15 protein-coding genes and 1 pseudogene are annotated in these 20,656 nt (G+C 73.2%); 2 read left to right on the top strand and 14 right to left on the bottom strand.

Annotated features, from left to right (window positions below):
- Nucleotides 1–18: 18 nt before the first annotated feature.
- Entirely contained in the window at nucleotides 19–1,524 is a 1,506-nt protein-coding gene (locus tag Prum_RS30505; RefSeq protein ID WP_371871392.1) for a phospholipase D family protein, read from the top strand.
- Here Prum_RS30505 and Prum_RS30500 read toward each other — a convergent pair whose 3' ends face one another.
- From Prum_RS30500 to Prum_RS30490, 3 genes are read right to left on the bottom strand one after another with little or no spacing between them, the layout of a single operon-like run.
- Nucleotides 1,525–2,640: a protein-L-isoaspartate O-methyltransferase family protein gene (locus Prum_RS30500; RefSeq protein ID WP_173079606.1), complete on the bottom strand. Its 1,116-nt coding sequence runs from the start codon at nucleotides 2,638–2,640 to the stop codon at nucleotides 1,525–1,527.
- A 22-nt stretch (nucleotides 2,641–2,662) separates the two neighbouring features.
- Complete coding sequence (locus tag Prum_RS30495) at nucleotides 2,663–3,910, bottom strand: asparaginase (RefSeq protein WP_173079605.1); 1,248 nt, start codon at nucleotides 3,908–3,910, stop codon at nucleotides 2,663–2,665.
- Between the two features lie 46 nt (nucleotides 3,911–3,956).
- Nucleotides 3,957–5,048, bottom strand: a complete 1,092-nt coding sequence (locus Prum_RS30490) for an MBL fold metallo-hydrolase (protein WP_246278637.1) — start codon at nucleotides 5,046–5,048, stop codon at nucleotides 3,957–3,959.
- Between Prum_RS30490 and sthA the strand changes: the two genes are divergently transcribed.
- The gene (gene sthA / locus Prum_RS30485; protein ID WP_173079604.1) at nucleotides 5,043–6,446 is read left to right on the top strand and encodes a Si-specific NAD(P)(+) transhydrogenase; all 1,404 of its coding nucleotides are present in this window, start codon (nucleotides 5,043–5,045) and stop codon (nucleotides 6,444–6,446) included. The genes Prum_RS30490 and sthA overlap by 6 nt on opposite strands.
- Nucleotides 6,447–6,449: 3 nt before the next feature.
- Here the strand turns inward: sthA and Prum_RS30480 are convergent, their stop codons facing one another.
- The 11 genes and pseudogenes from Prum_RS30480 to Prum_RS30435 all read right to left on the bottom strand — a co-directional run bounded on the left by Prum_RS30480 (nucleotide 6,450) and on the right by Prum_RS30435 (nucleotide 20,655).
- Complete coding sequence (locus tag Prum_RS30480) at nucleotides 6,450–7,376, bottom strand: hypothetical protein (protein ID WP_173079603.1); 927 nt, start codon at nucleotides 7,374–7,376, stop codon at nucleotides 6,450–6,452.
- Between the two features lie 10 nt (nucleotides 7,377–7,386).
- The gene (locus Prum_RS30475) at nucleotides 7,387–7,761 is read right to left on the bottom strand and encodes a hypothetical protein (protein ID WP_173079602.1); all 375 of its coding nucleotides are present in this window, start codon (nucleotides 7,759–7,761) and stop codon (nucleotides 7,387–7,389) included.
- Between the two features lie 84 nt (nucleotides 7,762–7,845).
- Complete coding sequence (locus Prum_RS30470; RefSeq protein WP_173079601.1) at nucleotides 7,846–9,768, bottom strand: CHAT domain-containing protein; 1,923 nt, start codon at nucleotides 9,766–9,768, stop codon at nucleotides 7,846–7,848.
- On the bottom strand, nucleotides 9,765–12,308 hold the full coding sequence (locus Prum_RS30465) for a hypothetical protein (RefSeq protein ID WP_173079600.1): 2,544 nt from the start codon (nucleotides 12,306–12,308) through the stop codon (nucleotides 9,765–9,767). Before Prum_RS30465 ends, Prum_RS30470 begins: the two co-directional genes overlap by 4 nt.
- 127 nt (nucleotides 12,309–12,435) lie before the next feature.
- The gene (manD, locus tag Prum_RS30460; RefSeq protein WP_173079599.1) at nucleotides 12,436–13,644 is read right to left on the bottom strand and encodes a D-mannonate dehydratase ManD; all 1,209 of its coding nucleotides are present in this window, start codon (nucleotides 13,642–13,644) and stop codon (nucleotides 12,436–12,438) included.
- A gap of 469 nt (nucleotides 13,645–14,113) precedes the next feature.
- A complete protein-coding gene (locus tag Prum_RS52130; protein WP_246278636.1) occupies nucleotides 14,114–14,569 on the bottom strand; it encodes a hypothetical protein in 456 nt (151 codons plus the stop codon).
- A gap of 131 nt (nucleotides 14,570–14,700) precedes the next feature.
- A pseudogene (locus Prum_RS52125) lies at nucleotides 14,701–15,132 on the bottom strand (allantoicase); the annotation flags it as partial.
- Nucleotides 15,129–16,358: an allantoinase AllB gene (gene allB / locus Prum_RS30450; RefSeq protein WP_246278191.1), complete on the bottom strand. Its 1,230-nt coding sequence runs from the start codon at nucleotides 16,356–16,358 to the stop codon at nucleotides 15,129–15,131. The gene allB and the pseudogene Prum_RS52125, both read right to left, overlap by 4 nt.
- 67 nt (nucleotides 16,359–16,425) lie before the next feature.
- The gene (locus Prum_RS30445; RefSeq protein WP_173079598.1) at nucleotides 16,426–17,595 is read right to left on the bottom strand and encodes a DUF6986 family protein; all 1,170 of its coding nucleotides are present in this window, start codon (nucleotides 17,593–17,595) and stop codon (nucleotides 16,426–16,428) included.
- The gene (gene aceB, locus Prum_RS30440; protein ID WP_173079597.1) at nucleotides 17,595–19,121 is read right to left on the bottom strand and encodes a malate synthase A; all 1,527 of its coding nucleotides are present in this window, start codon (nucleotides 19,119–19,121) and stop codon (nucleotides 17,595–17,597) included. The genes Prum_RS30445 and aceB overlap by 1 nt, the downstream gene beginning before the upstream one ends.
- Before the next feature lie 16 nt (nucleotides 19,122–19,137).
- Entirely contained in the window at nucleotides 19,138–20,655 is a 1,518-nt protein-coding gene (locus tag Prum_RS30435; RefSeq protein WP_173079596.1) for an NADH-quinone oxidoreductase subunit NuoF family protein, read from the bottom strand.
- Nucleotide 20,656 lies beyond the last annotated feature (1 nt).

Genomic DNA, 20,656 nt, shown 5'->3' with positions numbered 1-20,656 from the left:
GACATACCCGCCTGGACCATGGGAAACACCACGGAGCCACTGATTCACGGCGCGGCGTACTTCGCCCGGCTCGTCTCCGTCGTGGAAGGGCTGGCCGCCGGCGACCACCTCTTCTTCACCGACTGGCGCGGCGACCCCGACGAGCGCATGCGCCCCGAGGGCCCCACCGTCTCCGCCCTTTTCAGCGGGGCGGCCAGGCGGGGCGTCGTGGTGAAGGGCCTGATGTGGCGCTCCCACCTGGACGCGCTGCAGTACAGCGAGGAGGAGAACCGGCACCTCGGCGAGGTGATCGAGGAGGCCGGCGGCGAGGTGCTGCTCGACCAGCGGGTACGCCGGGGCGGTTCGCACCACCAGAAGCTGGTCGTGCTGCGGCACCCGGGCCGGCCCGAGCGGGACGTGGCGTTCGCCGGCGGCATCGACCTGTGCCACAGCCGCCGCGACGACGCCGAGCACCAGGGTGACCCGCAGGCTATCCGGATGTCCCAGCGGTACGGCGACCGGCCGCCGTGGCACGACGTACAGCTGCAGCTGCGCGGGCCGGTGGTGGGAGCGCTGGACAGCGTGTTCCGTGAGCGGTGGCGCGATCCGGCGCCGCTGGACGCGCACAGCCCGCTCGCCTGGATCCGCGACAAGCTGGGCGGCGCCGACCTGACGGCCGACCCCCTGCCGCCGCAGCCGCCCGATCCCCCGCCGGCCGGGCCGCACGCGGTGCAGGTCCTGCGCACGTACCCGGCGCGGCGACCGGGGTACCCGTTCGCGCCGCGCGGCGAGCGGACCGTGGCCCGCGGCTACACCAAGGCGGTCCGCCGGGCCCGGCGCCTGATCTACCTGGAGGACCAGTACCTCTGGTCGACGGAGGTGGCCGACCTCTTCGCGGACGCCCTGACCCGCCACCCCGACCTGCACCTGATCGTCGTGGTCCCCCGCTACCCGGACGTGGACGGCCGGCTGGCGTGGCCGCCCAACCAGGTCGGCCGGGCCAAGGCGCTGGAGGTGTGCCGCCGGGCGGGCGCGGACCGGGTGCACGCGTTCGACGTGGAAAACCACGCCGGCAACCCGGTCTACGTACACGCGAAGGTGTGTGTGGTCGACGACGTGTGGGCCAGCGTCGGCAGCGACAACTTCAACCGTCGCTCGTGGACACACGACAGCGAGCTGTCGTGCGCCGTACTCGATGAGACCCGCGACGAGCGCGCGCCGGCCGACCCGGCCGGCCTCGGCGACGGCGCCCGGGCCTTCGCCCGCGACCTGCGGCTGCGGCTGATGCGCGAGCACCTGGACCGGTCCGACGACGCCGGCCTGATCGACCCGGAGGCCGCGGTGCGAGCCGCCGTGGCGGCCGCGCAAGCGCTGGAGGCGTGGCACGAGGGCGGCCGGTCCGGACCGCGCCCGCCCGGCCGCCTGCTGCCGCACGAGCCGGAGCGCGTGTCTCGGCTGACCCGGCTCTGGGCGGTCCCCGCCTACCGCCTCGTCTACGACCCCGACGGCCGCCCCTGGCGCGACCGCCGCCGCGCCACCTGGTGATCAGGGTTGGGGAGTGAGGTGCCAGCCGCGGGGCACCCAGATCGGGCGGTCGGGATCGCCGTCGAGCGCCATCGCCGCGCGCCACGCGGGCACCGCCGGCTCCCCGCTGGTCACCCACCGATCCAGCAGGGCGGCGGCCCTTTCCGAGTACGCCCCGGCGTGCGCGCCGGTCGCGTGGATGGAGCCGTCCGGCGCGATCCCCGCGCCGCCCACGCCGGTCTCGTCCAGCAGCGCGCAGCCGCTCTCACTGGGAGCGCCGGCCAGCTGCGCGAACGTCGCCCGGCCGTCCCAGGCGCCGACCGCGAACCACAGGTCGTGGTAGCGGAACACGTCCAGCGGCGGGTCGAAGCGCGCCGGCCGGGCAACCGTCGCCGCCGGCAGCGGATCGACCGGCAGCGGATGGGCCGACGGGTACGGCGCGGACAGCGGCCCGGCCGCCGACATGAACCCGGCCGGGCACACCCCGGCCGCGTGCACCACCCCGTCCGGCTCCCGGCGTACCCGCAGGACCGGGTGGTGGCCGGCGTGCCGCAGCGGGACCAGCACGAACCCGTCCGGGGCGAGCTGCTCCAGCCAGCGCGGCGACGCCCCGGCCACCCCGACGGTCACGATCACCCGGTCGTAGGGCGCGCCCGCGGCGTACCCGTCATAGCCGTCGCCCTCGTGCAGCAGGACGCCGGCGGCGCCGCACCGGGCGAGCGCGGCGCGCGCCCGCCCGAGCACGTCGGCCTGTACGTCGATGCTGGTCACCCGGGCCCCGACGGCGGCCATCAGGGCGGCGTTGTAGCCGGTGCCCGCGCCGACCTCAAGCACTCGGGTGCCGGGCCGCAGCTCAAGCCCTTCGATCATGGCGGCCATCAGCGAAGGCTGGCTGGACGAGCTGACCGGCCGCCCGTCGCGGATCTTGGTGACGAGCACGTCGTTGGTGTAGACGCTCTCCAAGAAGCCGTCGCCGTCCGCCGGCACCCAGGTGCCGTCCCGCCCGTGGAAGCCGTCCGCGACGAACACCTCCCGGGGCACCGCCGCGAACGCGCCGGCCACCTCCGGCCGGGTGATGGCGCCCTCGCGGCGTAGCCCGTCGACATATCGACGGCGCAACCGCTGGGAGGCGCTCATCACCCCACCGTAGGCGAGCCGGTCAGGGCGCGGTGTCCCACTCGGGGTTGCCGAGCGTGGTCACCCACTGGCGTACCTTCGCCACGTCGGTCGGCGCGAACGCCAGGCTCAGCAACAGCAGCAACCGGGCCTTCTGCGGCAGCAGGTCGTCGCCGGCGATGATCGGTTGCGTGGTGCTGCCGCCGTACACCGATCCGGAGCCCACCCTCGTCGTACTCACGAAGACCACGCCCTTCGCGGCGGCCGCGGTGCGCGCGGCGGTCTGCGCGGACGAAAGGCCGCCGGAGCCGGTCCCGGCGGTGACGATGCCCTTCACGCCGGCGTCCGCGAACGCCGTGATGGCCTCCCCGCCGGCCTGCTGGTAGCTGGTCACCACCTCGACCCGGGGCAGCGCCTCCGGCTTGACCTTCTCCACGTCGAACGGGGTGAGCCAGCTCTTCTTGCTGTCACACTTCTGGACCCGCGCCGGCGCCCGGCCCACCTTGATGTTCGGCCCGTCGATCCAGCCGAGCACGCCGAACTCCCGGGTCTGAAAGGTGTCCATCCGGTACGAGCTGGTCTTCGTGACGTCCCGGGCGGCGTGGAACTCATCGCCCAGCATCAGCACGGTCCCGAAGCAGTACGTGGTCTGGCTGGCCGCCAGCACGATCGCGTTGTAGAGGTTGGCCGGACCGTCGGCGCCGATCACCTGCGGGCCGTCCGGCGTCACGGCCGCCCATGGGCGCATGGCACCGGTGAGTACGACCGGCTTCTGGTCCCGGACCGTGAGGTCCAGCCAGTACGCGAACTCCTCCATCGTGTCCGTGCCGGTGGTCACCACGACGCCGTCGGACGTCTTCAGCGCCTTCTGCACGGCCAGCGTGAGCGCGTGGAACTCGGCGATCGTGTACCCGCCCGAGCCCTTGTTGCCGAACTGCACGGTGCTCACGTCGGCGACCTGGCCGATCTCGGGCTGGAGCTGGCCGACCATGTCCGCGATCGCGATCTGCCCGGACCGGTAGTCCTGGAAGCTGCTGCGCGACGTCGCCACCCCGGAGATCGTGCCGCCGGTGCCGATCACGGTCACCTTCGGCTTGCGGGTCTGGGCGGCGGCGACGGCTTGGGTGTACGCGACGCTCTCGATGTTCGCCGCGCTCACGACCCCGTCGACCTTGACGGACGTGGACTGCGACTCGGACGGCGCGGGCGCCTGCGGCGCCAGCACGGAGATCACGACGACGGCCGTGAGGGCCGCCGAAAGGACAGGCAGGAGTACAGCGCTCTTCCGCATGCCCAAGATCCTCTGCACCGCACTTTTCGGCGGTGTTGCGGCCAGATCAACTCAGCGGTTGCCACCAGCCATCCACTGTGGGCGGGTCGGAGACGTCGACGCGCTCGCCGGGGCGCGGGATCGTCACGCTCACGTCGTACGCCTTGGCCTCCCGCCAGAGCCGGTCGGCCGGCTCGCTCCAGGCGTGGAAGGACAGGTTGAACGTGGCCCAGTGCACCGGCAGCAGCAGGCCGCCGCGCAGGTCGACGTGGGCCTTCACGGCGTCTTCCGGCGTCATGTGGATGTCCGGCCACGCCGGGCTGTACGCGCCGATCTGGATCAGGCTGATGTCGAACGGGCCGTGCGCCTCGCCGATCGCGGCGTACCCGTCGAAGTAGCCCGAGTCGCCGGTGTAGAAGACCGACCGGTCGCCGCCGCTGACCACCCACGAGCCCCACAGCGTACGGTCGCGCGCGAACGCCCGGCCGGAGAAGTGCCGGGCCGCCGTCGCGGTGAAGCGCAGGCCGGACACTTCGACGCCGTCGTCCCAGTCCAGTTCGACGATCCGATCCTTGGGTACGCGCCAGCGGTCCAAATGCGCGCCGACGCCGAGCGGCACCAGGAACGGCGCCTCCTGGGTGCGTACCAGCGAGCGCACCGTGGGCATGTCCAGGTGGTCGTAGTGGTCGTGCGAGATGACGATGGCGTCCAGGGCGGGCAACTGGTCCAGCGGGATCGGCGGCGGGTGCAGCCGGCGCGGCCCGGCGAACTGGAACGGCGAGCACCGCTTGCTCCACACCGGGTCGAAGAGCACCCGCCGGCCATCGATCTCGATCAGGGTGGACGCGTGGCCGTACCAGGTCACGTGGAGCCCGTCGGCGGGCGCCGCACCGGGGGTGACCAGCGGCACCGGGCCGGAGGGTCGCCGGCGCTGCTTGCCGAAGATCAACTCGCGCATCGCCCCTGGGGCGGTGCCCGGCGTCAGCGTGGTCGCCGGCACCGTGTTGTGGAAGCGGCCGTCCCGGTATCGGGCGGACCGGCCCATCCGGTCGCCGTCCGGGCGGCCGCCGAACGCCGCAGGAGTGAATCTCACCAGGTAACCGTAGCCATTACTCGTAAGGCTCTGGTAACCGAATCCTGCGAGAATGACGGTGTGTATGACTACGACGTGCTCGTCCTGGGCTCGGGCCCCGGTGGTCAGAAGGCCGCCATAGCCGCCGCCAAGCTCGGCCGGCGGGTCGCAATCATCGAGCGCCGGCACATGATGGGCGGGGTGTGCATCAACACCGGCACCATCCCCTCCAAGACGCTCCGCGAGGCGGTCCTGTACCTCACCGGCCTCAGCCAGCGGGAGATGTACGGCCAGAGCTACCGCCTCAAGGACGACATCACGGTCGACGACCTGACCGCCCGCACCCAGCACGTCATCGGGCGGGAGATCGACGTCGTCCGCAGCCAACTGGCCCGCAACCGGATCCGGCTGCTGACCGGCACCGGCAGCTTCACCGACCCGCACACCCTGCGCGTGCTGGACGATTCCGGGCGGGAGCAGAAGGTGACCGGCGAGAAGATCGTCATCGCCGCCGGCACCCGGCCCGCGCGCCCCGCGTCGGTCGAGTTCGACGAGCGAACGATCATCGACTCGGACGGCATCCTCAACCTCCAGCACGTCCCGCAGTCCCTGGTCGTGGTCGGCGCCGGCGTGATCGGCATCGAGTACGCGTCGATGTTCGCCGCACTTGGCACCAAGGTCACCGTCGTGGAGCGGCGCGACCGGATGCTGGAGTTCTGCGACCTGGAGATCATCGAGGCGCTCAAGTACCACCTGCGCGACCTGTCGGTGACGTTCCGGTTCAGCGAGACGGTGGCGGCGGTCGAGCACCACCCGCGCGGCGCGATCGCCGTCCTGGAGAGCGGCAAGCGGATCGCCGCCGACGTCGTCATGTACTCCGCCGGCCGGCAGGGCATGGCCGACCAGCTCGCGCTGGAGGTCGCCGGGCTCAGCGCGGACGCGCGCGGCCGGATCAAGGTCGACGAGAACTTCCGTACGGAGGTCGAGCACATCTACGCCGTCGGCGACGTGATCGGCTTCCCGGCGCTGGCGTCCACCTCGATGGAGCAGGGCCGGGTGGCCGCCCACCACGCCTGCGACGAGCCGGTGCACGCGATGCACGAGCTGCAGCCGATCGGCATCTACACGATCCCGGAGATCAGCTTCGTCGGGCGCACCGAGGACGAGCTGACCGAGAGCCGGGTCCCGTTCGAGACCGGCATCGCCCGCTACCGCGAGCTGGCCCGCGGCCAGATCATCGGCGACTCGTACGGCATGCTCAAGCTGCTCGTCTCCCCCGACGACCGCACCCTGCTGGGCGTGCACGTCTTCGGCACCGGCGCCACCGAGATCGTCCACATCGGTCAGGCGGTGATGGGCTGCAAGGGCACGATCGATTACCTGGTCGACACGGTCTTCAACTACCCGACGCTGTCCGAGTCGTACAAGGTGGCGGCGCTGGACGCGATGAACAAGATGCGCAGCATCGACCGCCTCCGCGCCTGACCATCAAGCCCCTTTGCGCAGCAGCCGGGTGATCGTACGGCCGGTCTCCGGGTCGAAGACGCCCGCCGGCGGCGACACGTGGACCTGCTCGGCGAGGTCGTGCACGTGCAGGTCCACGATCGCCTCGGTGGCCTCGGCGAGCCGGTCCGCGCCCAGCCGGGCGGTCCGCCAGGCCACCAGTTCGGTGGCCACCCCAATCAGGAGCGCCGGGTACCAGGCCAGCCCGAGCAGGCCGTACAGGATGCCCCAGCCGCCGAGCCGGGCGGCGCGGTCGAACGCGTCCCGGGCCAGCCCGAACTCGGCCCGCGCGGCGTCCGAGGCGACCAGCCACAGCCGCGGCCAGGCGGAGGCCAGATCCAGCCCGTACGTCACGTGCACGCGGCTCTCCACCGCGAGCAGCCGGTCGCCCATCCACGTCGCCGCCCGCGGCGGGTGCAGGGCGATCTCGTTGCGCCGGGCGGACAGCTCCGCGATGCGCGCCTCGTCCGGCTGCTCACCGGCGCGGATCTGCCGTGCCGGCTCGTCCAGCCGCTCGTCGGCGGCCCGCCAGCGGTCCGCCCGGCGCCGGGTGAGGGCGCCCGCGAACGGCAGGCTCCCCAGCCACATCCGCTGGATCGCCCAGCCGACCAGTTGGGCGGCCAGCGCGGCCGCGAGGGCGAGCAGGAAGACCGCCACGGCCGTGACGGCGATCGCGGCGGTGCCCGCGTCCTGCAGGCTCTTCAGGTGGGCGCCGCTCCAGGCCACGAAGGCGCCCAGGTCCAGGGCCGACCCGTGCGCACCGAAGACCCCGCTCAGGCCGTCGCCCGGGTGCCAGCCGGCCACGCCGGCCGCGAGGTAGACCGCGCCGAGGAAGAGCAGCCCGGGCAGGGCGACCGCGGCCGACAGCCGGCCGGCGAGGCCCTTGCCGACCTCGCCGAGGAGACCGATCATGCCGGGCCCCTCACGGGCTCAGGGTGAGCTGGCCGCCGTACAGCTCGCAGCGGGCGGGTGGGGTGCCCGGACGGTTGCGCCACCAGCGGTCGCACCGGCCGTGCGGGCAACCGAACACGTCGACGACCGGGTGCCCGGCGAGCCCGATCGGCAGCCGGTTGCGGTCCGGCCGGTCGATCATCCCCGGCTGCTCGCTCCGGTGCGGGACCGGGATCGGTACGCCCAGCGCGTCCTTGATCGCCAGCAGCTCGGCACGGGCGCCGGGCGGCACCGCCGTACCGATGGTGAACAGGCGGCGCAGCGCGGCCACCCGGGCCTGCCACCCGCCGTCGTACCCGGGATCCGGGCCACCGCCCTCGCGGTCGACCCGCTCGGCCGCCCGCACCAGGTACGGGAGTGCCCCGCACAGCAGGGCGGTGAGCCGCTGTGCCTCGTCGGTGTGCTCGGCGTTGCTGATGGGGTCCTCCTGTCACAGTCCGACGTGGACGAGGCTGGCCCAGTCCCGGGCCAGCAGGGGTGCGGCGGCCCGGCGGCGGCGGACGGCCTCGTGGACCGCCCCGGCGGGATCGTCCCACGCCCAGACCAGATGCTCGTAGAAGTCGGCCGCCAGGTCCGCCGCGACCGTGTCCGCGACCGGCCAGAGCGTGCCGACGACGCCGCGAAAACCGGCCAGGTGAAAGGCCGACGCGACGTGGATCGCCTCGTCGGCAAGGCGGTCCACATTGGTCTGTGCGGTGGAGCAGGCGGAGAGGTACGCGAGCCGGGCCGGCACCCGGCTCATCCGGCCCACGTCGCCGACCGTCAGGCCACCGCCGGCCAGCAACAGCCGGCTCCGGGCCGGGCTGGCCTCGTCGCTGATCGCCGGGCAGGCGAGGTGGGCCACGTCGACCTCGGCGAGTGCGCGCAGCACCCGTTCCGGCGTCGCCGAAGGCCCCTTGAGCACCGTCGCGGCCGCGAACCGCCCGGAAAGCCCGGCCACCTCCGCCTCGATGGCCGGCAACCGGCCGGACGCGTCGCTGCCCACGATGAGCACGCGCCGGCCGAGTCGACTGTGGACGGTGGACCGCCGGGCGTGCTCCAGCACCCGGGCGGTGGGCGCGTAGCTCGACACCACCCGCTCGACGACGGCGGCGCCGGCGCCGAGGGCCGGATCCTCCGCCGCGTGTACGGGCAACCCGGCGAACCCGCCGCAGGTCACCCAGTGCACCCGCGGCCACGCGCCGGCGGGTGGCCCGGCATGGCCCAGCGCGTCGAGGACGGGCGCGGCCACGTCCCGCCAGAGCCGGGCGAGGACCTCGCGCAGGCCCTCCTCGGCGGCGACGTGCTCGCCGACGTCCGCCTCGGCACCGGCGGAGATCACCGCGCCCAGCTGGTGCACCTGCGCCCGCAGGCCCTGGACGGCCTCGTAGTCCAGGCCGGACAGCGGCAGCGCGGTCACGCCCGACGGGCGCAGGATCAGCGCGTCGCAGCGGGTCGCGGCGGCGGTGAGGATGACGGTGGTGCTCGACGCGTCGGGCGGCAGCAGATCCGCGGCCGCCGGCGGCAGCAGGAACCGGCCGAACCCGGGCTTGGCCCGGATCTCCGCCAGGAGCTTGTCCCACTCCCGGGACAGCCGCAGGATGTCGCCGATGTCGGGCACGACGGTCGGCTCGCCGGGCAGTGGGGCCGTCCCGGTCGAGGCCGAGACCATGCTCCCCCGGAGCGTCTCGAAGCGGGCGGCCGCCTGCGGGTCGGCGTCGCGCAGCCGGCCCAGGTCGCCGCCGGTGTCCAGGCCGTACGACAGCACGATGCCGCGCCCCTGCTCCAGCAGCTCGACGGCGCCGGTGACGTCGCCGATGTCCAGCGCGCAGGCGGCCGCGGCGCCGGCCAGGCCGCTGTGCTCGGCGAGCCAGAACTCCTGGTCCACCGCGCCGGCCGTGCGCGGGGCGAGCCGGGGCAGCAGCTCCAGGGCCAGCCGGTACGCCGCCAGCGCGCTCGGCACGTCGCCGGCCGCACGGGCGTGGTCGGCCCAGCCGCCGGCGGCCCGCACGCGTACCTCCAGCAGGCCGGTGGGCTGCTCGGCGGCGGCCCGCAGGTGGCGCACGGCCTCCTCCCGATCGGAGTCGAGGAGCCCGGCGGCCAGTCCGACCGCGTTCAGCATGCTGGACAGCTGCAGGTGTCCGGACGGCAGTTCCTCAAGCGCCCGCCGCAGCGCCAGCCGGGCCCGCCAAGGCGACCCCTGCTCCGGTTGCGACGCCACCCGGATGGCGAGCGCCAGCGCGAGGTTGCCCCAGCGCAGCGCGCGCTCGGGATGCGCCTCCGGCATCTCCTCCACCGCGACCTGAAACGCCGCCACCGCCCGGTCGAGCAGCTCCGGATCGTCGGTCCGCCCGGCCAGGTGCAGCAGCGTCACGCCGAGCCCGTTGGCCAGGGTGTCGCGGCCGGGCGCCCCGGACGCGTGGCCTCCAGTGCCTCCGCACGCACGCGGGACGCGTCGGCGTACGCGTCGGAGTCGCCGGTGCGTTCCGCCCTGGCGTGCAGCAGCGTGCCGTACGCCGAGAGCAGCCGGGACCGTTCCGGCGCGCCCGCGGGGAGGGTGCGCACCGCCTCGGCGGCCATCCGCTCCCCGTCGTCGAGCACGGCGTACTCGCCCGACGTCTGGTAGCGGGCCCACACGGACGCCAGGTAGTTGAGCACCCGGGCGGTGCGCTGGAAGTGCTCCGGCCCGGTCGCGTCGACCGACGCCCGGCCGACGCGCAGCGCCGCCGACAGGTCCTCCTGGTCGCCGGTCGCCTGGTAGCGCAGTTGCAGGGCGTACCCCAGATCGGACAGCGCGCCGGTGTGGTGCGGATGGCCCGGCGGCAGGCCGGCCAGCGTCTCCTGCAGGACGGTGATGGCCTCGTTCAGCATCGCGAGGTCGCCGGTCCGCACGTAGTGCTCCACCAGACCCTGCGGCAGATTCGAGGTGTGCGCCTCGACGCCGGCGGTCCGGGACGACAGCGGGATCGCGCTGGCGCGCCGGGCCGCCTCCATCCCCGCCGAAAGGTCCGCCGGGTCGCCGCCGGTGAAGTAGCGCAGGCCGAGCAGGTGGGCGTGGTTCATCAGCAGGGTCCGCTGAGCGGGATCGCCGTCCGGGAGGGTGTCGACCGCCTCCTGGCTGAGCGCGACCGCCTCCCGCAGATCGGACTCGGCGCCGTCCCGCCGGTAGCGCATGATGATGGTGATCGCGAGGGTGTCCAGCCGGTGGGCCCGTTCGGGATCGCCCTCGTCCGCGAGCGCGAGGGCATCACGGTACGCGGCGATGGCCGCGGCGACGTCGTCGGGCGCGCCGGTCAGCTCGTACTTCGCGCTGTACGCGCCACCGATCAGCTGCAGCTCGCCCACCAGGAGCGCGCCCGGCTCCACGGCGTCGGCCACGGCGCGGAGCAGCTCGACCGCCTCCGCCACGGCCTCCGGGCGCCCGGTGTGGTCCCACTGGCGCAGCAGGATCCGGGCGAGCTCGGCCCGCTCCTGCCGGGACAGCTCGTCGCCCAGCTCCTGGCTGCGCAGCAACGCCTCGCGCAGCAGCCCTTCCGCCTCGTCCAGGGCCGCGCCGTCGCCGGTCTGCAGGTACCGGTTGTCGAGCAGGTCAGCGAGGTCGGAGGCGCGCTGCGGCCAGCGGAAGTTTTCCCGGCGGGTGGCTTGCAAAGCGGCCCGCGCCTGCCGGATCAGATCCGGGTCGTCCGCCTCGCCCCGGACCTGGTGGGCCTCCGCGGACCAGGTGGCCAGCAGGGCCCGGCCGGCCGCCCAGACGTCCCGGCTCTCGTCGACCAGCGCCATCGCTTCGCGCATCCGCTCGATCGCCGCGGCCCGGTCCGCCGCGGAGCCGGTGAACCGGCCACGCTGGTCCAGCGCCCGGGCCTCGTTGTACATCCAGACCGGCACGTCGCCGTGGCCGTCCGGTGCGGTGTCGATGGCCTCCCGGAACGCCGCGACGCCGGCATCGTGGTCGGCAGACTCGGGCTCCATGGCGTTCGCGACGAGCAGCGCGTTGCCCAGGTTGGCCAGGATGTTCCCGCGCTGCGGGGCGTACGGCGGCGTCAGCGCCACGGCCCGCCGGTGCTGGTCGACCGACTCCGCCAGGTCGTCGAAGGTGCCGCTGAACATGCCGCGACGCAGCAGCGCGAGCCCCAGCGCGTCGTGTGCCAGAGCGGGGTTCGGCGAATCCGGCGCGATCCCGTCGACCGCGGCGCGGGCCCAGGTCACGGCCTCCTCCGCGGGCTGCGGCCCCAGGTTCTCGGCGGCGGCGGTCAGGTTGAGCGCGAGGTTCGCCATCATGGCGAACCGCATCGGCTGGTCCGCGGGCATCGCCTCCACCGCCAGGCGGGCCCACGACACCGACTCGGTGATGTACTCGGCCTGACCGAGCATCATGCCGTGCATGCGAAGGATCAGCGCGAGGTTGGACAGGCAGGGCGGGCGTGACGGCTCCTGCCCGCCGATCACGGTGGCCGCCCGCCGTTGCAGGGCGAGCAGTTCGGGCAGCAGGTCGACCAGGCCGATGCTCAGCACGACCGCCATCGCCGGCAACGCCGCGCAGTGCAAGACCGTGCCGACGTCGTCCAGGTCCGGGATCTCCTCCGCCGACCGGGCGATGTCAAGCAGGTCGCGCGGGATGGCCCCGGCGTCCGCGGCCGCCATCAGACGCAGGTACGCCAGGGTCGTCGCCCACTCGTCCTCCTCGGCCGCCTCCGGGGCGATCTCCGCCCGGGCCCGCTGCCAGGAGACGAGCGTCCCCATGAGACGCAGCTCCTCGGCGCCCAGCCGGGCCATCTGCTCGCTGCGGCGGGACACCTCCAGGAGCAGTCGCGCGGCGGCGACGACGGCCACCGGATCCTGGAGTACGCCGGGATCACCGCTCGCGGCGTACCGCCCGGTCGCGGCCTGTACCACCGCCTCGTCCGCTTCGCCCACATGGCCTCCTGGCCGGCTGCTTATGCGCGACACCGTAGCGTGACCGGACAACGCCGGGCAGTGCCCCGTTAGGGTGGTTCGATGGTCCGGCGCGGCGAGCTGCTATCGGCGTTGGCGCCGCAGGTGCTCACCAGCTGTGCAGGGTCCCGTCCTCCAGGCGGTTGACCGGCAGCGCCGCCGGCCGGTACGGGTACCGCGCCGCCAGGTCCTCGTCGATGTCGACGCCCAGCCCCGGCTCCTCGGACGGGTGCAGGAAACCGTCCTCGAAGCGGTACGTGTGCGGAAACACCGCGTCGGTGTCGGCGACGTGCGGCATGTACTCCTGCAGCCCGAAGTTGGGGATGCTGATGTCGACGTGCAGCGCGGCGGCCAGGCACACCGGCGACAGGTCGGTGGCGCCGTGCGAGCCGCTGCGCACGTGGTAGAGCGCGGCGAGGTCGAAGATGCGGCGCAGATGCGTGATCCCGCCCGCGTGCACGACCGTGGTCCGCACGTAGTCGATCAGCTGCTCGGTGACCAGCCGCTGGCAGTCCCACACGCTGTTGAAGACCTCCCCCACCGCGATCGGCGTGGTGGTGTGCTGCCGGATGAGCCGGAAGCCCTCCTGTAACTCGGCCGGCACCGGGTCCTCCATCCAGGTCAGCGCGTACGGCTCCAGGCTCTTGCCGAGCCGCGCCGCCTCGATCGGGGTGAGCCGGTGGTGCACGTCGTGCACGAGCCGCAGGTCCGGTCCGAACTCCTCGCGCACCCGCGCGAACACCGACGGCACATGGTTGAGGTAGCGCACGGTCGACCACACCGCCTCGCTCGGCACGGCGGCGTCGGCGGGCTCGTAGACGCCGGGTCCGATGTGGACGCCGTACACGCCGGCCAGCCCGGGGACGCCGGCCTGGATCCGTACCGCCCGGTAGCCGTCCTTGACGAACCGTGCCACCTCGGTCAGCACACCGTCCACAGTGGCCGCACTGGCATGCCCGTACACCGTCACGCCGGCGCGCGACCGCCCACCCAGCAACTGGTACACCGGAAGCCCGGCCACCTTGCCCTTGATGTCCCACAGCGCGGTGTCGACGGCGGCGATGGCGCTCATGGTGACCGGCCCACGCCGCCAGTAGGCACCCTTGTAGAGGTACTGCCAGGTGTCCTCGATGCGGGCCGGATCGCGCCCGATGAGCGCCGGCACGACGTGGTCGCGCAGGTAGCTGGCGACGGCCAACTCGCGCCCGTTGAGCGTCGCGTCGCCCACGCCCGTGACGCCGTCATCGGTGACGACCTTCAACGTGACGAAGTTACGGCCAGGACAGGTAACGATCACCCGCGCATCAACGATCTTCACAGGACCGTCCTTCGTTACCGGAATACTTCCGGAATCAGTATAGTCACCACCATAGATCCCCCCTCCCCGCCCTTCTCCCGGGCGATCAAGGGCTTTCGCGTCGATCAAGGGCGAACGGTCGTGGTTTGATCTCCATTTCACGACCGTTTGCCCTTGATCGACGCGAAAGTCCTTGATCGACGGCGCCCGCCGTTCCCCACGCCCACGCGCCGCGGCCGCGCACGGATCGTGAAGGATCCGTGTCGTCCCAGCGACCCGGATCCTTCGCGATGACGCCGTACCCCCGGACTCACCCCAGCCCGCCCGGAGTGGGATCCCACACGCACCCCACGCCACCGCCGATCAAGGGAATGCCCGCCGATCAAGGGCAAAGGGTCGTGGTTTGGAGATCAAAGCACGACCGTTCGCCCTTGATCGACGGGCAAGCCCTTGATCGAGGGCGAGGCGCGCGAGGCGCCAGCGGGAGGGGTTATGGGGTTGTTGTGTGCCAGCGGTGGGTTAGGGCGGCGCGGGCGGTCGGCGTTGGCTCGCCGTACAGGCGGAGGCGGGCCATGCCGCCGTCCGGGAAGATGTCGAGGCGCACGTGCGTGGCGGGGCGGTCGGCGTCGATCCGGAAGCGGTGTCTCGTGTCCGGCTGGAGGCGGGTGCACGGCAGCATGTCGAACCAGCCGTCCGCGCCGTCAAGACCGTCCAGATCGTCCACATCGGACACGATCCCGCGCAGGCTCGCCGCCCCTGGCGCGTTGCCCTTGAAGTGGCTGGTGTCCAGTTCGGCGAGGTGTACCCGGCCGGGCGCGGCGAGGCGTACGACGGCCCAGTCGTTGGCGTCGTCGCGACGGCGGGCGGTCTCCCAGCCCTCCCCATCACCCGGGCCAGTCCGGGCGCGATGAGCCGGTGCGGCGGGCCGTAGAACATGTTGCTGCACGCGACGACCAGGCCGCCGTGCTCCATCGCCGCGAGGTCCAGGACCGCCGGGAGCAGTTCCGGATCGGGTACGACGTCGCCGTGCACCCGTAGCCGGGCCACCCCGCCGTCGGGGTAGATGGTCAGCCGTACGTGGGTGAAGCGGTGCGGATCGGTGACCACGAAGGCGTTCCGGCTGTCGCCGTGCAGGGGTGACCTGGGCACCACCGTGATCCAGCCGCTCAGCTCCTCAGGTGCCGGGTAGCCGGCGACCGCGCATGCTTCCACCGAGGCGTATGGCGGGTAGTTGCCGGTGAAGAACGACGTGTCCACGACGACGCCGCGCACGATGCCGGGCGCGCCCAGCCGGACGATCGCGTGATCCTCACCGGGCTCCCGGCGCCGGCGGGTCTCCCAGCCGTCGTACACCTGGCCCTTGGGACCGAAGGTCTGCGCCTCGAAGCTGGGCGCGGCGTCCGTCACCAGGTTGTCGCGGGCGGCGAAGAACTCGTCGTTGGCGTACACCACGCTGCCGCCGAGCGAGCGCGCCGCCAGGTCGGGCAACCGAGTCCAGTCGGCGCTCATGAGGAGCCCCGAACCAGGAGCCGGCCGAGCGGGGCCACCCCGTCGACCACCGTGCCGCGCAGCCAGGTGCGCTGGACCTTTCCCAGCAAGGCGCGCCCGTGGTACGGGGTGACCGGGTGCCGGTGCCGCAGCCGGCCGGCGTCCACCACGAACGCGGCGTCCGGGTCGAACGCGACCAGGTCGGCGTCGTACCCGGCGGCGATGCGCCCCTTGCGGGTCAGCCCGACGATCTCCGCCGGCCGCTGCGCCATCCACCGCACCACGTCGGTGAGGGTGAAGCCGCGGGCCGTCGCCTGTGTCCACACCACCGGCAGGCCGATCTGCAGCGACGCGATCCCGCCCCACGCGGCGGCGAAGTCGCCGGTGTCGCCGCGCTTGAGCTCGGGCGTGCAGGGCGAGTGGTCGGACACGACGCAGTCGATGGCGCCGGTCGCGAGCCCTTGCCACAGCGCCTCGCGGTTGTCCGCGCCCCGGATCGGCGGGCAGCACTTGAACTCGGTCGCCCCGTCCGGCACCTCTTCGGCGGTGAGCGTGAGGTAGTGCGGGCACGTCTCGACCGTGACGTTGGCGACGCCCATCGTGGCGGCCAGCGCCGGGGCGGCGGACACGTGCAGCACGTGCAGGCGGGCCCCGGTTTCCTTGGCCGCCTCGACCACGGCGGCGACCGCGCCGGTCTCCGCCTTGGCCGGGCGGGAGTCGACGAAGTCCGCGTACCGGCGGGAGGCGGCGGCCGGGACGATCTCGTCCGGGTCTTCGGCGTGGACGACGAAGAGGGCGTCCACCGCACCGATCGCGGTGCGCAAACCCGAGGGGTCCAGCGGCGGAAACTCCGGCACGCCCGAGTCGACCAGGAACGCCTTGAAGCCGAACACGCCGGCGTCGTACAGGGCGGGCAGGTCGGCCGCGTTGCCGGGGATCGCGCCGCCCCAGAAGCCGACGTCGACGTGGCACTGGCCGGTCGCCGCGGCGCGCTTCTGCGCCAGCGCCGCGACGCTGACGGTGGGCGGCAGGGAGTTCAGCGGCATGTCCACAATGGTCGTCACGCCGCCGGCCGCCGCCGCCCGCGTGGCGCTGGAGAAGCCTTCCCATTCCGTACGGCCGGGCTCGTTGACGTGCACGTGCGTGTCGACCAACCCGGGCAGCAGCGCGGTGTCGCCGAGGTCCTGCGCGCCGTCCAGCCCGTCGGCGTCGTACGCCTCGACGGCCACGATCCGCCCGTCGGACACGCACACCGCGGCCGGCCGCTCCCCTCCGGCGTGACGACCCGGCGCGACCGGACCACCAAGTCGTACGTCATATCCGCTCCAAGTCGGTGCGCGCGAACCCGGCCTCGTCCGGGTCGAGCGCGCCGCAGTCGAGCCCGCGCAGCAGGAACCCGGCCAGCGCGCGGGCGGTGGCCGGCTCGTCCAGCACCCCGCTCACCCGGCGCACCAGGTACGCCGACAGCCGGGCCCGCGCCGCGCCCGCACCGTCCCGGAAGAAGGTGTACGTCGCGCCGAACCGGGTCGGCAGCTGCGCCGGGTGCAGGTCCCAGCCCTGGTAGAAGCCGCGCTCCAGGGAGCGGCGCACCAGCCGGGCATGTAGCGCCCAGGCGCCCCGCACCGAGGCCGGGTCGCCGACCGGCAGCACGTTGGTGGAGCCGTCGGACAGCCGTACGCCGGTGCCGGCCGCCGCGACCTGCATGACCGCCTTGGCGTGGTCGGCCACCGGATGCTCCATGCTCTGGTGCGCCGCCGCGATGCTCAGCGAGGCGCTGTAGTCGTACGTGCCGTAGTGCAGTCCGGTGAGGCGGCCCTGGGCGGCCGCGATCAGGAGCGCCACCGTGGCCCGCCCGTCGGCGCCCAGCACGGCGGGTGGCGTCTCGATCTGCGCCTCGAAGCGCAGCGTGCCGGCCCGCAACCCGTACGCCTGCTCAAACCGTCCACACAGGACAGCCATCGCCTCGACCTGCTCCGGGGTGTTCACCTTCGGCAGGGTCACCACGAAGCCGGGCGGCAGGCCGCCGTACGCCTCGATGAACGTGTCCAATGTGCGCACCGCCCGGCGCCGGCTCGACCGTTCCAGGCTCTTGATGCGCAGCCCTACGAACGGTGTCTTGAGCCCGCCGCGCAGCGCGGATGCGGCGGCCTTCGCAGCCGCGTCCTCGGCCGCGTCGTCGTGGGCGCCGTATCCGTCCTCGAAGTCGATCCGCAGGTCTTCGATCGGCTCCCGCTTGATCTTGGCGAGCACCCGGTCGGCCAGGTCGGGGGCGTACGGCGGCGGCGGGTTCTCCTCCAGCGCGGCGAGCGCGCCCGCGCTCCACTCGGCAGCCAGCCCGGCGTGCACCCGGTCGGCCGGCACGTAGACGGTGTGCACCGGCTGCCGGCCGACCGGGTCGCCCGGGTAGCGGGCCCGCAGCGCCACGTCGACCGGGCCGAGCCGCTGGTCGAGCTCGGCGTACGCGTCATCGGGCAATCGCCCCATCAGTCGATCAGCTCGTACGCCGGGACGGTCAGGAAGTCGGCGAAGTCGTCGGCCAGCGCGACCCGCTCGAAGAGGTCGCGCGCCTCCTTGAAGCGGCCACCCTCGCCGAGGCGGCTCAGTTCCTCGTCGCAGATCCGCCGGACCAGCTCCGCGGTGATCGGGGTGCCGTCGTCGAGGCGTACCCCTTGATGGATCCATTGCCAGATCTGCGACCGCGAGATCTCGGCGGTGGCCGCGTCCTCCATCAGGTTGTTGATGGCGACGGCGCCGTTGCCACGCAGCCATGCCTCGATGTATTGCAGGGCAACCGAGACGTTGTTGCGCAGGCCGGCCTCGGTGACCGCGCCGGGCGTGGCGGCCACGTTCAGCAGCTCCGCGGCGGTGACCGTGACGTCCGGCCGCTGCCGGTCGAGCTGGTTGGGGCGGTCGCCGAGCGCGGCGTCGAAGACCTCCTGGCAGATCGGCACCAGGTCCGGGTGGGCCACCCAGGAGCCGTCGAAGCCGTCGCCGGCCTCGCGCTCCTTGTCCTCCCGCACCTTCGCGAGCGCGACCTCGTTGACGGCCGGGTCGCGCCGGCTGGGGATGAACGCGGCCATGCCGCCCATCGCGAACGCGCCGCGCCGGTGGCAGGTCGCCACCAGCAGCTCCGTGTACGCCCGCATGAACGGCGCGGTCATCGTCACCGCCGCCCGGTCGGGGAGCACAAAGGACGGACCAGCGTCGCGGAAGTTCTTGATGATGCTGAAGAGGTAGTCCCAGCGGCCGGCGTTCAGGCCCGCGGCGTGCGGGCGCAGCTCCCACAGGATCTCGTCCATCTCGAACGCGGCCGGGATCGTCTCGATGAGGACGGTGGCCCGGATCGTGCCGCGCGGGATGCCCAGGGCGTCCTGCGCGTGCTCGAAGACGTCGTTCCACAGTCGAGCCTCGAGGTGAGACTCCATCTTGGGCAGATAGAAGTACGGCCCGCTGCCGCGCTCGACCAGCTCCCGGGCGTTGTGGAAGAAGTAGAGCCCGAAGTCGACCAGTGCCCCGACGGCCGGCCCGCCGTCGACCGGCAGGTGCCGCTCGTCGAGGTGCCAGCCGCGCGGCCGAGGCACGATCGTCGGGTATGGGCCGCCCGCCAACTCGTAGTGCTTCTCCGGGGTCTCGTACGAGATGGTGCGGCGCACCGCGTCGTAGAGGTTCTGCTGGCCACCGACCACGTTGGACCAGTGCGGGGTGTTGGCGTCCTCCAGGTCGGCGAGCCACACCTTGGCCCCCGAGTTGAGGGCGTTGATGGCCATCTTGCGCTCGGTCGGGCCGGTGATCTCCACCCGCCGGTCGGTGAGGTCGGCCGGGGCGGGCGGCACCTGCCACTCGGTGAGCCTGATCTCGGCGGTCTCCGGCGGGAAGTCGAGCCGGCCGGTACGGGCGATCTCGGCGCGGCGCTCGGCTCGGCGGGCCAGCAACTCGTCGCGGCGCGGGGCGAACCGGCGGTGCAGGTCGGCGACGAAGCCCCGGGCCTCGTCACTGAGAATCTCAGTCACCCAAGAAAGGTAACCCCTAGCGGAGGGGTTTCTGGCGCGGCTTGGGCTTCGTCTTGCGCTTCTCCTTCGGGGCCACGCCGGTCAGCCGGAGCGCGAGACCGGGGCACATATCGACGGCGCGCCGGGCGTCCGCCTCCAGCCAGGCGGGCACCGGCGTGTCCGCGATGGCCGGGTAGCCGTTGCCGTCCAGCCGGATCAGCTCCGGCACCAGGTGCGCGCACAGGCCGTGCCCGTCGCAGCGGGTCCAGTCCACGACCAGCTTGCCGACGCCGCCGACGGTCTCTTCCTTCTCCGGCGTGCTGGTCAGCGGCAGGATCCCCTTGACCGGGCGCCCGCAGCCGTCGTGAAAGGCGTGCGCGGCGATGTCCTCCGCGAACACCTCCAGCGCGGAGAGGGCGAACCGGGACGTACCGTCGGGGTGGCTGCACGCGCCGCGGCCCTTCACCACGCCCGCGGCAGCGCGCACGGCGGCCTGGCCGCCGCCGCCCTCGACCAGCTTGGACACCGTGCGGGCCAGGTCCGGCAGGCCGAGCCGGCACGGGCCGCACTGCCCGGCGGACTCGGCGGCCATGTAGTGCATGACCCGGGCCACCTCGCCGAGCGGGCAGGTGTCGTCGGGCAGCGGGACCATGATGCCCGCGCCCAGCGTGCCGCCGACCTCGGTCAGGCTCTCCCGGGAGATCTCCGCCCGGCTCGCCGCCTCCGCGGTGATCCACTTGCCGTGGTAGCCGCCGAGCAGCAGACCCTGCCCCGGCGTGGTCCCGCACATCCGCAGGACCTCTTTCAGCGGTACGCCGGTCGGGGCCTCCACCACGCTGGGCTTGCCCTTGGCGGTGATGGTGAGCATGACTGTGCCCGGCTCCTTGGCGGTGCCGACCGCCGCGTACTCGTACGGGCCGACCGTCGCCGCGTACGCCAGCTGCGCGTACGTCTCGGCGTTGGACAGCAGCGTCGGCAGGCCGTCCACGCCGGAGTCGCTGGACCGGATCTTGCGGCCGGGCGGGATGTGCGCCTCGCCGTTGATGCCCCGGACGAGCGCGCCGCCCTCGCCGGAGATGAACCGGTGCGGCACCGCGACGATCCGGGTCGGGGCCGGCATGCGCCGCTCGGCCAGGGCCTGGCGCAGCGAGTCGTGGCCGACGTGCTCGCCCTCCACGCCGATGACGATCTCCTCGGCCTCCAGGGCCCAGGCGGCGAGCGAGGCGCCGTCGAGGATCAGGTGCGGTGCACGGGCGAGCAGGACCTTGTCCTTCCACGCGGCGGGCTCACCCTCGGTGGCGTTGACCACCACCACGATCGGCTTGTCCTGGCGCATCGCGGAGTCGATCACCGCGCGCACCTTCCGGGCGAACGGGAACGCCGCGCCGCCCCGGCCGGTCAGCTTGATCTGCTCGGCGAGGGAGATGAGGTCCGCGCTGGACATCGGGCGCAGGTCGCCGTGGACCTGCTGGTGATCGTAGAGGTCAAGGCGCCCGAACTGCTCGAAGCCAGCGGTCAGCCGGGCCGGGCCGGCACGCCCGACCGCAGGAACCATC

This window comes from Phytohabitans rumicis (genome assembly GCF_011764445.1).
Taxonomy (GTDB): domain Bacteria; phylum Actinomycetota; class Actinomycetes; order Mycobacteriales; family Micromonosporaceae; genus Phytohabitans; species Phytohabitans rumicis.
This window is presented reverse-complemented; position numbering and strand designations above follow the sequence as displayed.

Excerpts from the sequence above, each read along its gene's own strand:
- Prum_RS30505 (WP_371871392.1), top strand. The coding sequence starts at position 19 with ATGGGAAACACCACGGAGCCACTGATTCACGGCGCGGCGTACTTCGCC.
- Prum_RS30500 (WP_173079606.1), bottom strand. The coding sequence starts at position 2,640 with ATGAGCGCCTCCCAGCGGTTGCGCCGTCGATATGTCGACGGGCTACGC.
- Prum_RS30495 (WP_173079605.1), bottom strand. The coding sequence starts at position 3,910 with ATGCGGAAGAGCGCTGTACTCCTGCCTGTCCTTTCGGCGGCCCTCACG.
- Prum_RS30480 (WP_173079603.1), bottom strand. The coding sequence starts at position 7,376 with ATGATCGGTCTCCTCGGCGAGGTCGGCAAGGGCCTCGCCGGCCGGCTG.
- Prum_RS30445 (WP_173079598.1), bottom strand. The coding sequence starts at position 17,595 with ATGGGGCGATTGCCCGATGACGCGTACGCCGAGCTCGACCAGCGGCTC.
- Prum_RS30435 (WP_173079596.1), bottom strand. The coding sequence starts at position 20,655 with ATGGTTCCTGCGGTCGGGCGTGCCGGCCCGGCCCGGCTGACCGCTGGC.